This is a genomic window from Streptomyces sp. NPDC001380, from assembly GCF_042895785.1.
Taxonomy (GTDB): Bacteria; Actinomycetota; Actinomycetes; order Streptomycetales; family Streptomycetaceae; genus Peterkaempfera.
In genome coordinates this window covers 113,917-128,013 of the sequence record NZ_JBIAWP010000010.1, presented here as the reverse complement: position 1 = coordinate 128,013, position 14,097 = coordinate 113,917, and the positions used below count along the sequence as shown (strand labels likewise).

General features: G+C 75.5%; 13 protein-coding genes and 1 tRNA gene. 5 read left to right on the top strand and 9 right to left on the bottom strand.

Annotated features, from left to right (window positions below):
• The first annotated feature begins 306 nt into the window (after window positions 1–306).
• Together ACFY07_RS14910 and ACFY07_RS14905 are read left to right on the top strand one after the other, a co-directional pair.
• On the top strand, window positions 307–1,266 hold the full coding sequence (locus ACFY07_RS14910; RefSeq protein ID WP_390869022.1) for an acyl-CoA desaturase: 960 nt from the start codon (window positions 307–309) through the stop codon (window positions 1,264–1,266).
• 176 nt (window positions 1,267–1,442) lie between these two features.
• Complete coding sequence (locus ACFY07_RS14905) at window positions 1,443–2,045, top strand: TetR/AcrR family transcriptional regulator (RefSeq protein ID WP_230653043.1); 603 nt, start codon at window positions 1,443–1,445, stop codon at window positions 2,043–2,045.
• Window positions 2,046–2,250: 205 nt separating this feature from the next.
• Here the strand turns inward: ACFY07_RS14905 and ACFY07_RS14900 are convergent, their stop codons facing one another.
• A complete protein-coding gene (locus tag ACFY07_RS14900; RefSeq protein ID WP_390869112.1) occupies window positions 2,251–2,625 on the bottom strand; it encodes a VOC family protein in 375 nt (124 codons plus the stop codon).
• A 104-nt stretch (window positions 2,626–2,729) separates the two neighbouring features.
• Window positions 2,730–3,533, bottom strand: coding sequence for a trans-aconitate 2-methyltransferase (locus ACFY07_RS14895; protein ID WP_390869021.1), 804 nt, complete (start codon window positions 3,531–3,533; stop codon window positions 2,730–2,732).
• A gap of 107 nt (window positions 3,534–3,640) precedes the next feature.
• Here ACFY07_RS14895 and ACFY07_RS14890 point away from each other — a divergent pair, with 107 nt between their 5' ends.
• Complete coding sequence (locus ACFY07_RS14890) at window positions 3,641–4,138, top strand: MarR family winged helix-turn-helix transcriptional regulator (RefSeq protein ID WP_230653049.1); 498 nt, start codon at window positions 3,641–3,643, stop codon at window positions 4,136–4,138.
• Between the two features lie 152 nt (window positions 4,139–4,290).
• Window positions 4,291–5,208, top strand: a complete 918-nt coding sequence (locus tag ACFY07_RS14885; protein ID WP_390869020.1) for an SGNH/GDSL hydrolase family protein — start codon at window positions 4,291–4,293, stop codon at window positions 5,206–5,208.
• Between the two features lie 91 nt (window positions 5,209–5,299).
• Here the strand turns inward: ACFY07_RS14885 and ACFY07_RS14880 are convergent, their stop codons facing one another.
• The 5 genes from ACFY07_RS14880 to galT all read right to left on the bottom strand — a co-directional run bounded on the left by ACFY07_RS14880 (window position 5,300) and on the right by galT (window position 11,343).
• Complete coding sequence (locus ACFY07_RS14880; RefSeq protein WP_390869019.1) at window positions 5,300–6,970, bottom strand: polysaccharide biosynthesis protein; 1,671 nt, start codon at window positions 6,968–6,970, stop codon at window positions 5,300–5,302.
• 42 nt (window positions 6,971–7,012) lie between these two features.
• On the bottom strand, window positions 7,013–7,450 hold the full coding sequence (locus ACFY07_RS14875; RefSeq protein ID WP_390869017.1) for a LuxR C-terminal-related transcriptional regulator: 438 nt from the start codon (window positions 7,448–7,450) through the stop codon (window positions 7,013–7,015).
• A gap of 562 nt (window positions 7,451–8,012) precedes the next feature.
• Window positions 8,013–9,203, bottom strand: a complete 1,191-nt coding sequence (galK, locus tag ACFY07_RS14870; RefSeq protein ID WP_390869016.1) for a galactokinase — start codon at window positions 9,201–9,203, stop codon at window positions 8,013–8,015.
• Window positions 9,200–10,180 (bottom strand): UDP-glucose 4-epimerase GalE, encoded by a 981-nt coding sequence (gene galE / locus ACFY07_RS14865; RefSeq protein WP_390869015.1) that lies wholly within the window; start codon window positions 10,178–10,180, stop codon window positions 9,200–9,202. Before galE ends, galK begins: the two co-directional genes overlap by 4 nt.
• Window positions 10,177–11,343 (bottom strand): galactose-1-phosphate uridylyltransferase, encoded by a 1,167-nt coding sequence (galT, locus tag ACFY07_RS14860; RefSeq protein ID WP_390869014.1) that lies wholly within the window; start codon window positions 11,341–11,343, stop codon window positions 10,177–10,179. The genes galE and galT overlap by 4 nt, the downstream gene beginning before the upstream one ends.
• 212 nt (window positions 11,344–11,555) lie before the next feature.
• Between galT and ACFY07_RS14855 the strand changes: the two genes are divergently transcribed.
• Window positions 11,556–12,317, top strand: coding sequence for a nucleoside/nucleotide kinase family protein (locus ACFY07_RS14855; RefSeq protein WP_390869013.1), 762 nt, complete (start codon window positions 11,556–11,558; stop codon window positions 12,315–12,317).
• 98 nt (window positions 12,318–12,415) lie between these two features.
• On the opposite strand, the gene ACFY07_RS14850 is transcribed toward ACFY07_RS14855, so the two are convergent.
• Both ACFY07_RS14850 and mycP read right to left on the bottom strand, forming a co-directional pair.
• Window positions 12,416–12,491: transfer RNA gene (locus ACFY07_RS14850), tRNA-Thr, on the bottom strand.
• Window positions 12,492–12,612: 121 nt separating this feature from the next.
• Window positions 12,613–14,061: a type VII secretion-associated serine protease mycosin gene (gene mycP / locus ACFY07_RS14845; protein WP_390869012.1), complete on the bottom strand. Its 1,449-nt coding sequence runs from the start codon at window positions 14,059–14,061 to the stop codon at window positions 12,613–12,615.
• Window positions 14,062–14,097 lie beyond the last annotated feature (36 nt).

Genomic DNA, 14,097 nt, shown 5'->3' with positions numbered 1-14,097 from the left:
GGGATATCCGAATAGATCACACGTTCGAGTGATTCTGCTCAAGTCGTTCTTTCGGCCCTGTGGGCTTCCCCTGGAGGGGTGCACCAACCTACGATGGCGTAAGTTACGCATCCGTAGGTGGCCCTTCCCGAAGGCCCGAGCCCGTCATTCCGCTCCCGCCGCCGCCTCCGCCCCCGTCCGCCGACGTCCGGCACCCGAGGACCGCCGATCCGGCACCCCGCGCCCGGCACGCGACGGCGGCGTCCAGAGCCGGCCTCCGGCACCGACATCCGGCACGCACCACCGACACCCAGCAAGGGGACGCCCATGACAGCCCAGTCCACCGAGGTACGGCCCACGGCCGCCGCTCCCGACCTGCTGCCGAGCGCGACGCTCGGCGGCGACACGCAGGGCACGGTGGAGCGGGTGACGCTCGCCGTGTTCATCGTGGTGCCGTTCCTGGCGCTGGTGGCGGCGGTGCCCGTCGCCTGGGGCCGGGGGGTGGGGGTGCGTGACCTGGTGATCGCGGCGGTGATGTACTTCGCGACCTGCCACGGGATCACGGTGGGCTTCCACCGCTACTTCACGCACGGCTCGTTCAAGGCGAACCGGGGGCTGCGGATCGCGCTGGCGATCGCGGGGAGCATGGCGGTGGAGGGTCCGGTGGTGCGCTGGGTGGCGGACCACCGCAAGCACCACCGGTACTCGGACAAGGACGGCGACCCGCACTCGCCGTGGCGGTACGGGGAGACGGTCCCGGCGCTGCTGAAGGGCCTGTTCTGGGCGCACCTGGGCTGGATGTTCAACGAGGAGCAGACGGACCAGCGGAAGTACGCGCCGGACCTGGTGCAGGACCGGGACGTGCGGCGGATCTCGCGGCAGTTCCCGCTGTGGACGGCGGTGTCGCTGCTGCTGCCGCCGCTGGCGGGCGGTCTGCTGTCGTGGTCGTGGCAGGGTGCGGCGACGGCGTTCTTCTGGGGGTCGCTGGTGCGGGTGGCGCTGCTGCACCACGTGACGTGGTCGATCAACTCGATCTGCCACGCGGTGGGGCGGCGTCCGTTCCGGTCGCGGGACCGGTCGGGGAACGTGTGGTGGCTGGCGGTGCTGTCGTGCGGCGAGTCGTGGCACAACCTGCACCACGCGGACCCGACGTCGGCGCGGCACGGGGTGCTGCGGGGGCAGGTGGACTCGTCGGCGCGGCTGATCCGGTGGTTCGAGCTGGCGGGGTGGGCGCGGGACGTGCGGTGGCCGAGCCGGGAGCGGGTGGAGTCCCGCCGGGCGGAATGACGGCCCGCCTGCCGGGGGGGTTGCTCCAGAATGGGGGGGTGAACGGGAGCAGCGGCAGGAGCGCGGACGGTGGTACGGCCGGCCGGTCGGAGGCGGTTTCGGCGGGGGCGGCCCCGGCCGGGGCGGCCCCGGCGGGTCGGGAGCGGCGGCCGGCCCGGCGGGGGAGCCGGGTGCGGATGACGGGGAAGCAGCGGCGGGAGCAGCTGTTGGAGATCGGCCGGACGCTGTTCGCGGAGCGGGGGTTCGACGGGACGTCGGTGGAGGAGATCGCGGCGAAGGCCGGGGTGTCGAAGCCGGTGGTGTACGAGCACTTCGGGGGCAAGGAGGGGCTGTACGCGGTCGTGGTGGACCGGGAGATGCAGCTGCTGCTGGACATGGTGACGGGGGCGTTGACGGGCGGGCATCCGCGGGTGCTGCTGGAGGAGGCGGCGTTCGCGCTGCTGGACTACATCGAGACGTCGACGGACGGGTTCAGGATCCTGGTGCGGGATTCGCCGGTGGCGCAGTCGACGGGGACGTTCGCGTCGTTGATCAGCGACATCGCCACCCAGGTGGAGGACATCCTGGGGTTGGAGTTCAAGTCGCGTGGGTTCGATCCGCGGCTGGCGCCGATGTACTCGCAGATGCTGGTGGGGATGGTGGCGCTGACGGGGCAGTGGTGGCTGGAGGTGCGGCGTCCGGCGAAGGCGGAGGTGGCGGCGCACCTGGTGAACCTGGCGTGGCACGGCCTGGAGGGGATGGAGCGGCATCCGCGGTTGATGGGGGAGCGGAAGGACTGAGGGTCTCCATCACCGGGGGGCGGGGTCACCGGGGGGCGGGTGGTTCGGGGAGGGCGGCCTGCCAGGTCCAGGCGGTGCGGCGGGGGCGGTCGGGGGGTGCGGTGCGGCCGGTGCACCGCAGGAGTGCCTGGGCGGGGTCGCCGGGCGGGGCGTCGGGGAAGAGGCGGCGGAGGGCTGCTCCGCCGGGGGGCGGGGCGGGCGGGGTTCAGGGGGTGCCGGGGGTGTGGGGTTCGAGGAACTCGATGCGGTTGCCGGCGGGGTCGCGGGAGTAGAAGCGGTGGTGGCCGGGGAGGTCGTGGTCCCAGGTGACGGGGGCGCCGCGTTCGGTGAGCCGCTGCGCGTAGGCGTGGATGCCGGTGACGCGGAGGGCGGGGTGGGCCTTGCGGGAGGGGGTGAAGCCCTCTTCGGCGCCGAGGTGGAGCTGGGCGGTTCCGGCCTGGAACCAGCAGCCGCCGCGGGCGGCGAGGGCGGGGGGCTTGGGGATCTCGGTCATGCCGAGGGCGCCGGTGTAGTAGGCGCGGAGGGCGTCCTCGGTGCCGGGCGGGGCGGCGAGCTGGACGTGGTCGAGGGCGGTGATCACGCCCTGCTCCGTGGTCGCGGGTTCCTCCGCGGTCGCGGGTTCGTCCGCGCTCATCGGTTCCTCTGCGCTCACGGGTTCCTCTGCGCTCACGGGTTCCTCTGCGCTCACGGGTTCCTCCGGGCGACGGCGAAGATGCGGCGGAAGGGGAAGGCGGTGCCGTGGGGGCCGGGCGGGTACGCCTGGCGGAGGAGGGCGGCGTACTCGTCGAGGAAGGCGGCCCGGTCGGGCGGGTCGAGGCGGGTGAGGACGGGGCGCAGGGCGGTGCCCTTGGCCCATTCGAGGACGGGGTCGGGGCCGGGGAGGAGCTGGTGGTAGGTGGTCTCCCAGACGTCGGCGGTGCAGTGGGCGGCGGTGAGGCGGTCGAGGTAGGCGGCGGGGTCGTGGGCGGCGGCGTCGCGGCGGGCGCCGTCGGCGAGGCGGTCCTTCCAGCGGGGGCTGGTGCGGAGGGCGGCGAGGAGGGTGTGGCTGGGGGCGTCGAAGTTGCCGGGGAGCTGGAGGGCGAGGGTGCCGCCGGGGGTGAGGGCGCGGGTCCAGCGGTCGAGGAGGGGGAGGTGGTCGGGGATCCACTGGAGGAGGGCGTTGGTGACGATGAGGTCGGGGTGGTGGGGGGCGGGGTCCCAGGTGGCGGCGTCGGCCAGGACGTAGTCGGTGGTGCCGGTGCCGCCGGGGTCGGGGCCGGTGGGGCGGGTGCGGGCGGCGGCGAGCATCTCGGGGGAGGTGTCGACGCCGGTGATGCGGGCGTCGGGCCAGCGGGTGCGGAGGGGTGCGGTGGAGTTCCCGGGTCCGCAGCCGAGGTCGAGGATGCGGTGGGGGCGGGTGTCGGCGGGGATGCGGTGGAGGAGGTCGTGGAGGGGGCGGGTGCGGTGGTTGTCGTAGCGGAGGTACTGGTCGGGGTCCCACCGGGTCATGTCCGCTCCGCAAAGTATCTCGACGTCAAGACACATGCAGCGTGCACGCGACCTGTCTCGATGTCAAGAGACTTCACATCGACACACCGCCCACTACACTGATCGCCATGGAGGACGAGGTCGACCGCCTGGTGGCAGCGTGGCGCCGTGAGCGCCCGGACCTCGACGTGGAACCGCTCGAGGTGCTGAGCCGCGTCAGCAGGCTGGCGCGCCACCTGGACCGGGCCCGCCGCGCGGCCTTCGCGGAGCACGGCCTGGAGCCGTGGGAGTTCGACGTGCTGACGGCGCTGCGGCGGGCGGGTGAGCCGTACCAGCTCTCCCCCGGGCAGCTGCTGACGCAGACGCTGGTGACCTCGGGGACCATGACCAACCGCATCGACCGGCTGGCGGAGAAGGGCCTGGTGCGGCGGCTGCCGGACCCGGGCGACCGGCGCGGGGTGCTGGTGCGGCTGACGGCGTCGGGGCGGGACCGGGCGGACGAGGCGCTGGCGGGGCTGCTGGGGCACGAGCGGGCGCTGCTGGCGGAGCTGGCGCCGGGGCGGCGCCGGGAGCTGGCAGGGCTGCTGCGGGAGCTGGTCGCGCCGTTCGACAACGTGCCGGACTGAACCGGGACGCCCGCCGGGGCCCTCGCCGGCGCGGGCCGGTCCGTGCACGGGTCTTGCCCGCTACCCGTCGGTAGTAGGCATACTCCGTCTGCCCGCCGCCGACGCCCGACCACCTCCGGCACTCCTGGCGCGGGCAGAAGGGGGGCACATCCGTGTCCGCAACACTCCGCAGCCCGTGGCGGTCCGCCGTGCGGCTGCTGGCCGCGGCGGCCAGTGCCGTCGTGCTCACCGCGGGGGCGACGGCGCCCGCGTCCGCCCACGACGGGGGCCGCCACGGAGGCCACGGCGGCGACCGCGCCACCTACTACGTCTCGCTGGGCGACTCGCTGGCGGCCGGCTACCAGCCGGACGTGCACCGGGACACCGACGTCTCGTACACCGACCGGCTGTACGAGCGGCTGAAGAAGGACGACCCGCGGCTGGTCCACGTCCGCCTGGGCTGCAGCGGGGAGACGACCACGTCGATGATCGTCGGCGGGAGGTGCTCCTACCCGGGGGCGTCCTCGCAGCTGGACGCCGCCACGCGGTTCCTGGGCGAGCACCGGGGGCGTGTCCGCTTCCTGACGGTGGACATCGGCGCCAACGACATCGGCGGCTGCCTGGCGGGCGGCGCCATCGACACCGCCTGCGTCTCCGGCGGCCTGGACACCGTCGCCCGCAACCTGCCGCGGATCACGCTGGGGCTGCGTGCGGCGGGCGGCGGCGCGCCGCGCTACGCGGGCATGTCGTACTACAACCCGTACCTGGCGCTGTGGCTGACCGGTGCGGCCGGGCAGGCGACGGCACGGCAGTCGGGCCCGCTGCAGGACCGGCTCACCTCGCTGCTGACGTCGGAGTACCGGGGGACGGGCTTCGCGGTGGCGGCGGTGGACCAGGCGTTCTCCAGCGGCGACTTCGCCACGACGGTGCAGCTGCCGGGTGCGGGCGGGGTGCCGCTGAACGTGGCGCGCATCTGCCAGTGGACCTGGGAGTGCACGCCGTACCGGGACATCCACGCCAACCCGCTGGGGCACCAGGTGATCGCGGACGCGTTCGCGGCGGCGCTGCACCGGCACCACGGGGGGCGCTGACAGCGCTGGGGGCGGGGCCGCGGGCCGGGTGGTCCGCGGCCCCGCGCGCTCCGCGGGACGGGGGCCGGGCAGGCCCCGCCCCGCGGGGCGTTCAGAACCCGTCGGGGTAGGGGGCGGCGAGGGCCGGGACGGCGGGTTCGGGGGTGCGGTAGCCCGGGAGGAGGGTGGTGAGGCGGCGGCGGACCTCCTCGTCGTCGTTGCCGTCGGCGGCCCGGTAGAGGGCCGTGAGGCCGCCGGCGAGGTCGTCGGGGCCGGTGCCCCGGGCGGCGGCGGTGGCGAAGATGCGCGGGTGGTCGGTGGGCAGGCGCTCCTCGCCCTCGGAGAAGAGGGCCTCGTTGAGCTTCTCGCCGGCGCGCAGGCCGGTGAAGCGGATCTCGACGTCGTCGACGTCGAGGCTGACCTGGCGGGCGAAGTTGCGGACGAGGTCGACGATGCGGACGGGCTCGCCCATGTCGAGGACGAAGACCTCGCCGCCGCGGGCCATGCGGCCGGCCTCCAGGACGAGGCCGACGGCCTCCTCGATGGTCATGAAGAACCGGGTGACGTCGGGGTGGGTGACGGTGACGGGGCCGCCGCTGCGCATCTGCTCGGCGAGGACGGAGAGCAGCGAGCCGCGGGAGCCGAGGACGTTGCCGAAGCGGACGGCGGAGAAGACGCCGGTGCCGAGGTTGCGGGCGTCGCGGGCGTTGGCCTGGACGATGAGCTCGGCGAGGCGCTTGCTGGCGCCGAGGACGGAGGTGGGGTCGGCGGCCTTGTCGGTGGAGATGAGGACGAACCGCTCGACGCCGGTGGCGAGGGCGGCCTCGACAAGGCGGTCGGTGCCGAGCACGTTGGACTTGACGGCCTCGGAGGGGTGGCGCTCCAGCAGCGGCAGGTGCTTGTGGGCGGCGGCGTGGAAGACGACCTCGGGCCGCAGGTCGCGGAAGATCTGCTGGATGCGGGGGCGGTCGCGGATGTCGGCGATGACGAGGGAGTCGTCGGTGAGGAGGGCCTCGCCCCAGATCTCCAGCTGGAGGCGGTGGAGGTTGGACTCGTCGTGGTCGAGCATGTAGAGGGCGCTGGGGCCGAAGGCGTGGACCTGGCGGCACAGTTCGCCGCCGATGGAGCCGCCGGCGCCGGTGACCAGGACGCGGCGGCCGGCGATGACGGACCGGACGTCGGGTGAGGCGACGTGGACCTCGTGGCGGCCGATGAGCTTGTTGACGTCCAGGGTGCGCATGTCGGAGCCGACGACCTCGCGGCGCAGGGCGGCGAGGAAGGACGGCAGGTAGCGGACGGAGGCGCCGGCGGCCGCGGCGGCGGTGGCGAGGCGGCGGACGGTGCGGTGGGGCAGTCCGGGGATGGCGAGGGCGACGACCTGGGCGCGGTGGGCGAGGGCGAGGTCGGTGAGGTCCCGGAGGGGGCCGAGGACGGGGACGGCGTGGTTCTCGGCGGGCAGGGCGGTGCCGATCTTGGCGGGGTCGTCGTCGAGGACGCCGACGGGGCGCAGGCCGAACTCGGGGGTGCGGACGAGGTCGCGGACGAGTGCGGAGCCCGCGGAGCCGGCGCCGACGACGAGGGTGCGCAGGCCCTGTCCCGTCCCGGCCTGCGCGGGGACCGGGTGCGGGCCGGCGCCGCCGCGGGGGGCGGTGGTGGCGGATGGGGCGGTGGTGGCGGATGGGGCGGGGGTGGCGGATGGGGCGGGGGTGACGGGTGGGGCGGGGGTGACGGGTGGGGCGGGGGCGGCGTGCCGGTCGGCGGGGCCGCTGGTGGATGACGACATGTGTCCTCCGGTTGCCTGACCTGACGGAGTGTGCGGCTTGGGTCAGCCGCCGGCGGCGGCGGTCTCCGCGGGGCTCATGCCGGCGCGGCGCGCCAGGGCGACCGCTGCCAGTGCGGAGTGCACGCCGAGCTTGCCCAGGACGTTCTGCACGTGGGTGCGCACGGTGTGGGGGGAGAGGTGGAGGCGTTCGGCGGCGGCCTGCCGGCCGAGTCCGTCGACCATGCAGCGCAGGACCTGCCGCTCCCGGGGGGTGAGCGTGTCGAGGAGGCGGCGGTTCTCGGCGCGGTCGGTGCGGGTGGCGACGAGTTCGCGGACGACTCCGGTGAGGAGCGCCGGGGGCAGGTGGGTCTCGTCCCTGAGGACGCCGCGGACGACGGCGGTGAGGCGGTCGCGGGGGCAGTCCCTGGGGAGCCAGGCGCCGGCCCCGGCCTGGAGGGCCCGGACGGCCCGCCGCGGGTCGTCGGCGGCCGCGAGGACCACGACCCTGAGGCCGGGGTGGTCGGTGCGGCTGCGGGCGGCGAGGGCGAGCCCGTCGGCGGCCGGGGTGCGGGCGCGGGGTCCGGCGCCGCCCGGCGTGCGGGCGGCGGGCGTGCGGGCGGCGGGCGGGCGGCGGGCGGGGTGGCGCCGAGGTCCGCGTCGACGAGCAGGACGTGGACGGCGCGTCCGTCGGTGGCGGCCCGGCGCAGGGCCTGCTCGGCCGCCCTGGTGCTGTCCGCCGCCGCGACGTCGATGTCCGGTTCGGCGGCGAGCGCCGCGGCGACTGCTTCTGCGAAGACGCGGTGGCCGTCGGCCACCAGGACACGGATGCGCCCCATCACCAACCCCCCTGACTCGGGGCTCGGCCGCCGCCGGAAGAGCGCGTGCGCGGCGGGACCGCCCCCCGGTGCCGGCCCCCACCGGCACCGCCCCTCAGGGTACGGGCCGGGGTGTGGCGGTGGTGGGGATTTCGTGAACACGCCCGCCCGTCCCGGCGGGTGCCGGGGCGGGCGGGCGGCGGTGTGCGGCACGGGCGGGGAGGGGTCAGGGAGGGGTCCGGCGCGGGTCAGGCGAGGCGGCGGGCGCCCTGCGCCGGTACGGCGGTGAAGGCGCGGGGGGCGGTGCGGCCGGCGGCGGCGAACGCGTCGGCGACGGCGGCGGCGACGCGGTCGACGGCGTCCTCCTCGACCAGGGCGATGACCGAGCCGCCGAAGCCGCCGCCGGTCATGCGGGCGCCGAGGGCCCCGGCGGTGACGGCGGCCTCCACCGCGAGGTCGGTCTCGAAGCAGGAGACGCGGAAGTCGTCCCGCAGCGAGGCGTGGCCGGCGGTGAGGACGGGCCCCACCGCCCGCAGGTCGCCCGCATCGAGGAGGGCGACGACCCGCTCCACGCGGGCGTCCTCGGTGACGACGTGCCGGACCAGGGGCCGCAGGGCGGGCTCGGTGAGCCGGTCCAGGGCCTCCTCCAGCCCGTCGAGGGGCACGTCCCGCAGGGCGGGGACGCCGAGGAGGGCTGCGGCGCGCTCGCAGCCGGCGCGCCGCTCGGCGTAGGCGCCGTCGGCGAGGTCGTGCTTGACGCGGGTGTCGACGACGAGCAGCCGCAGGCCGGCGGCGGCGAGGTCGAGCGGGACGTGGCGGCGGGCCAGGTCCCGGGTGTCCAGGAAGAGGGCGTGGCCCGCGATGCAGCAGGTGGAAGCGGTCTGGTCCATGACGCCGCAGGGCACGCCGACGAAGTCGTTCTCGGCGCGCTGGGCGAGCAGGGCCAGCTCGGCGGGTTCCGGGCCGAGGTCGTGGAGGTCGGCGAAGGCCGCCGCGACCGCGCACTCCAGGGCGGCGGAGGAGGACAGGCCGGCTCCGGCCGGCACGTCGCTGTCGACGTGGACGTCGGCGCCGCCGACGGCGTACCCGGCCTCGCGCAGCGCCCACACCACGCCCGCGGGGTAGGCGGCCCAGCCCTCGGCGGCGCCGGGGGCGAGGGCGTCGACGGGGAGTTCGACGACGGCGCCGGGGGCCTGGGCGCTGTGCAGGCGCAGCAGGCCGTCGGTGCGGCGCCGCACGGCCGCCCGCGTGGTGTGCGGGAGGGCGAGGGGCAGCACGAAGCCGGCGTTGTAGTCGGTGTGCTCGCCGATGAGGTTGACGCGCCCGGGGGCGGCCCAGACGCCGTCGGGCGCGCCGCCGTGGACGGCGGCGAAGCCCGCGGCGGCCGCGGCCGCCGCCTGGTGGGCGGCCGCGGGAGTGGTGTCGGTGGCTGCGGTCACGGTCGGTTCTCCTCCAGGGAGCGGGCGAAGGCCCAGGCGTCGGCGACGATGCCGTCGAGGTCGGTGCGGCTGGGCCGCCAGCCGAGGACGGCCTTGGCGCGCTCGGCGGAGGCGACGAGGACGGCGGGGTCGCCAGGGCGGCGCTCGGCGGTGACGGCGGGGATGTCGCGGCCGGTGACGCGGCGGACGGCCTCGACGACCTCGCGGACGGAGAAGCCGTTGCCGTTGCCGAGGTTGCAGATGAGGTGCTCGCCCGGGCGGGCGGCGTCGAGGGCGAGGAGGTGGGCCTCGGCGAGGTCGGCGACGTGGATGTAGTCGCGGACGCAGGTGCCGTCGGGGGTGGGGTAGTCGTCGCCGTACACGGAGATGTGGGGGCGGCGGCCGAGGGCGACCTGGAGGACCAGCGGGATGAGGTGCGACTCGGGGTCGTGGCGCTCGCCGTGCGGGCCGTGGGCACCGGCGACGTTGAAGTAGCGCAGGGAGACGGCGGCCAGGCCGTGCGCGGCGCACTCGCCGGTGATCATGTGGTCGACGGCGAGCTTGGTGGCGCCGTAGGGGTTGGTGGGGGCGGTGCGGGCGGTCTCCTCGATGGGGACCTGCTCCGGCTCGCCGTAGGTGGCGGCGGTGGAGCTGAAGACGAGGGTGCGCACGTCCGCCTTGCGCATGGCGGCGATCAGTTCCAGCGACCCGGCGACGTTGTTGCGCCAGTACTTCTCGGGGTCGGCGACGGACTCGCCGACCTGGGAGGAGGCGGCGAAGTGCAGCACGCCGTCGTAGGAGGGGTCGAGGACGTCGGCGGCGTCCTGGATGCGGCCGCGCACGAAGTCGGCGCCCGCAGGGACGCCCTCGGCGAAGCCGGTGGACAGGTCGTCCAGCACGGTGACGGCGTGTCCGGCCTCCAGCAGGTGGGCGGCGACGACCCCGCCGACGTATCCCGCCCCGCCGGTGACCAGGTACTTCCGCGTCGTCTGGCTCATGGTGCGACCTCCCGCAGGCGCTGCGCCGCCCGCTCGGGCGACACGTCGTTGACGAACACGTCCATGCCGGACTCGCTGCCGGCGAGGAACTTGAGCTTGCCCACCGTACGCCGGATCGTGAACAGCTCCAGGTGCAGGGCCAGCTCGGTCGCCGCGGGCGGGCGCCCGGCGGCCGCGGACTGCCGGACGGGGGCCTGGTGCCAGGCCGCGATGTACGGGGTGGGCGAGGCCTGCGCGGTCTGCCCGTCCTCGACGAAGAGGCGGTCGAAGCGCCGCAGGAGGTCGAGGTAGATGCCGGGGAACTCGGCCCGCTGGTCCTCGTCGAGGGCGGTCAGGTCGGAGACCCGGCGGTTGGGGTAGAGGTGCACCTCGTAGGGCCAGTGGGCCGCGTAGGGGACGAACGCCGTCCAGTGCTCGCCGGCGACGACGACCCGTTCGGGGGCGGCGCGCTCGGCGGCGAGGAGGTCCTCGAAGAGGTTGCGGCCGGTGCGGCGGCGGTGGGCGGCGGCCGAGGCGAGCATCCGCTCGGTGCGGGGGGTGGTGAAGGGGTAGGCGTAGATCTGGCCGTGGGGGTGGCCGAGGGTGACGCCGATCTCGGCGCCGCGGTTCTCGAAGCAGAAGACCTGCTCGACGCCGGGCATCGCGGACAGCTCGGCGGTGCGGTCGGTCCAGGCGTCGAGGACCAGGCGGGCCTGGGCGGGGGTGAGGTCCGCGAAGGAGAGGTCGTGCTCCTGGGTGAAGCAGACCACCTCGCAGCGGCCGGTGCCGGGGCGGCCCAGGTACGGCAGGGGGCCGGTGGTGCGGGCGGTGCCGGGGCCGGTGTCGCCCTCGTAGTGGGCGGCGGCGTCGGCGGCCAGGGACGGGAAGCGGTTCTCGAAGACCGCCACCTGGTAGTCGGCCGCGGGGATCTCGGTGTGCCGGCCGTCGCGGGACGGGCACAGCGGGCACTCGTCGACCGGCGGGTGGTAGATGCGGCCCTGCCGGTGGGAGGCGACGGCGACCCACTCGTCGAGGACGGGGTCGTGGCGGATCTCGGAGAGGCTGGCGACGTGCTCCAGGGGTCTGGGGTCCAGGGTGTCGGCGGCGTCGCGCACGGCGGAGTCGTCGGCGTCGTAGTAGATCAGCTCGCGGCCGTCCGCGAGTTTGGTCGTTGTCTTCTTCACGGCCTCCGCCTCTCCCAGCACCCCCGACTGCAAACATAATCAAACACAAGGCACCACCAGTCAACAGCGGAAGCGGGTGAAGTTGCGGTGGACGCGGCGGCCGCGTCCCCTTTCCCGCCCTGGAGAGGCGGCCGACGGGCGGTCGGCGGCGAGAAGCAACACGAAACGCCACCGCGGGCGGAGCGGGCTCCCGCAGGGGCCATGCTGGTCCCATGCAGCGACGACCCGACCATGCCGCTCCCCGGCTGCGGCACGAGCGCCCCGAGCAGGACGGCCGGGACGGCCGGAACGGGAGGGCCGGGCAGGGCCGCCCGGACGCCGCCCCCGCGCGGGAGACCGCCGACACCCTCGCCGGCCTGCTCGACGACGCCCTCGCCCTCCCCGGCCCCCGCACCCTCCTCGGCCTCGCCGGACCGCCCGGCGCGGGCAAGTCCGTCCTCGCCCGCGCCCTCGTCGCCGCCGCCTGCGAACGGCTCGGCGACGGCGCCGCCGCCTACGTGCCCCTGGACGGCTTCCACCTCTCCACCAGCCGGCTGGAACAGCTGGGCCTCACGGACCGCAAGGGGTCCCCGCCCAGCTTCGACGCCCACGGCTACGCCGCCCTGCTGCGGCGGATCGCCGGCGCTCCCCCGCACACCGTCCACGTGCCCGACTACGACCGCGCCCTCCACGAGCCCGTCGCCGCCCGGCACACCGTCGAGCCCCACTGCCGCCTCGTCGTCACCGAGGGGAACTACCTCGCCCTCGACGGGCCGGGATGGCGCGACGCCCGCGCCCTGCTGCACGCCCTCTGGTACGTCGACGCGCCCGACGGGCTGCGGGAGGAGCGCCTGCGCGCCCGCCACCGGGGCAACGGCTCCTCCCCCGAGCGCGCCGCGGCCCGCGTCTCCGGCAACGACCGCCCCAACGGCGAGCAGGTCAAGGCCGCCCGCTCCCGCTGCGACCGCACCGTGCTGGCCCCGCCGCTCGGCTGACCGCGCCGGGAGTCCGGGGCACGCCGCCCGGCGCGGCCGTGCCGGGCGCCCGGGAACGCCGAAGGCCCCCGCCGCGGTGGCGGGGGCCTTCGACCTGGTGGAGCCCCAATACGGAATCGAACCGTAGACCTTCTCCTTACCATGGAGACGCTCTGCCGACTGAGCTATTGGGGCGAGCGAGGAAGACATTACATGGTCATCGCCGGGAACACGAAATCGGCGCCGCGGACCCGGCCGGGCGGAGGACGGCGCGGCCCCGCACGCCGGTGCGTGCGGGGCCGGCGCCCGGCCGTCCCTACTGCGGGGGCGTCGTCCCGCCCCCGTACGGGCCGCCCTGCGGCGGCCCGAAGCCGCCCGCGGGCGGCGCCTGGTACCGGTTCGGGTACGGGCCCGGGTGCGGCGGCGCGGTCGGTGACGACGGCGCGGGGTACGGCGGGGCCTGCGGCCCCGGGTACGGCTGCCCGTACCCGCCGCCGGGCCCTCCCGGCCCGCCGGACGACGGGCCGGAGCCGCCGCCCCGGCCGCGCCGGACGAGCAGGAGCACGACCACGGCCGCGACCGCCAGGACGGCCGCGCCCACGCCGATCCACAGCCCCGCGCCGCTGCCGCCGCCGGACTCCGCCGCCGGGGCGGCGGACGACGGCGCGGGGGACGCCGCGTCCCCGGGGGGCTGCGACGCCCCGCCGGCCGACGGCGACCCGGCGGGCGCGGAGGCCCCGGCGGACGGCGCGGCGGCGGCCAGCGGGTACACGTCGGCCGGGCCCGGGTCCCCGGGGTCGGTCAGCGCGACCCGCGGCCGCACGACGCCGTACCCGAGGTAGTCGCTGCGGCCCTCGCCGTCCTTGCCCGCCGTGTTGATCAGCACCCGCAGGACCTGGTTCGCCGTCCAGTCCGGGTGCTCGGACCACACGAGCGCGGCCGAGGCGGAGACGAGGGCGGCGGCGTCACTGGTGCCGTGGGCCTTGCAGTATCCGGAGGGGCGGGTGCAGGCCCGGTAGATGTCCTCGCCCGGTGCGGCGAGGGCGACCTGGGGGCCGTGCTCCGACTCGGCAGTCACCTCGCCGTCACGGCCGACCGCGGAGACCGCGACCACACCGGGAAGGGAACTCGGGTACTCCACCGCATTGCCGCTGTCGCCGCTGTTCCCGGCTGACGCAACGAGGAGTTTGCCCCTGGAGCGTGCGTAGTCCACTGCCGCTTGCAGTGCTGCGCTTTTCGAGCGGAGACCGAGCGACATGTTGATGACCTTGGCATCGCTGTCGGCGGCGTAACGGATGGCCCGGCTGAGCTGTCCGAGGATCTCCGCATTCTTCTCACTATGAGAGGTGTCCACGAGGTTCACGCGGATCGGCAGGATCATGGCGCCCGGGGCCAGTCCGTACGCTCCCTTGCCGCCGAGGCCCTTACCGCTACCGGCGATGATCTGGGCCATCCCTGTGCCGTGGCCTTCGGAGTCGGTGGAGACACCGCCAGGCAGCCCGGAGAAATCCTTACCGGGAAGGATGTTCGGGCCCAGATCCGGATGGTCCGTCTTGAAGCCGGAGTCGATGACGGCGACCGTGATTCCGCGGCCTGTCGAGATCTTCCACATCTCGGGGGCCTTCATCGCATCGAGGTACCACTGCTCAGCACGGATGGAGTCCACGGCGGCGGCGGGCTGGACCGCGCCACCGAGCAGGAGCGCTCCCGCCGACATCAGGACCGCCGCCATCCGGAGCGGTGTTCTCGTGCCCGACTGGTGCATCGGTCTGTCTCCTCGTCGGCCGGACGGCACATGGGG

What these genes read in the sequence shown, in the direction of transcription:
- ACFY07_RS14910 (WP_390869022.1), top strand. Translation starts at nt 307, where the DNA reads ATGACAGCCCAGTCCACCGAGGTACGGCCCACGGCCGCCGCTCCCGAC.
- ACFY07_RS14905 (WP_230653043.1), top strand. Translation starts at nt 1,443, where the DNA reads ATGACGGGGAAGCAGCGGCGGGAGCAGCTGTTGGAGATCGGCCGGACG.
- ACFY07_RS14895 (WP_390869021.1), bottom strand. Translation starts at nt 3,533, where the DNA reads ATGACCCGGTGGGACCCCGACCAGTACCTCCGCTACGACAACCACCGC.
- ACFY07_RS14890 (WP_230653049.1), top strand. Translation starts at nt 3,641, where the DNA reads ATGGAGGACGAGGTCGACCGCCTGGTGGCAGCGTGGCGCCGTGAGCGC.
- ACFY07_RS14880 (WP_390869019.1), bottom strand. Translation starts at nt 6,970, where the DNA reads ATGTCGTCATCCACCAGCGGCCCCGCCGACCGGCACGCCGCCCCCGCC.
- galE (WP_390869015.1), bottom strand. Translation starts at nt 10,180, where the DNA reads ATGAGCCAGACGACGCGGAAGTACCTGGTCACCGGCGGGGCGGGATAC.
- ACFY07_RS14855 (WP_390869013.1), top strand. Translation starts at nt 11,556, where the DNA reads ATGCAGCGACGACCCGACCATGCCGCTCCCCGGCTGCGGCACGAGCGC.
- mycP (WP_390869012.1), bottom strand. Translation starts at nt 14,061, where the DNA reads ATGCACCAGTCGGGCACGAGAACACCGCTCCGGATGGCGGCGGTCCTG.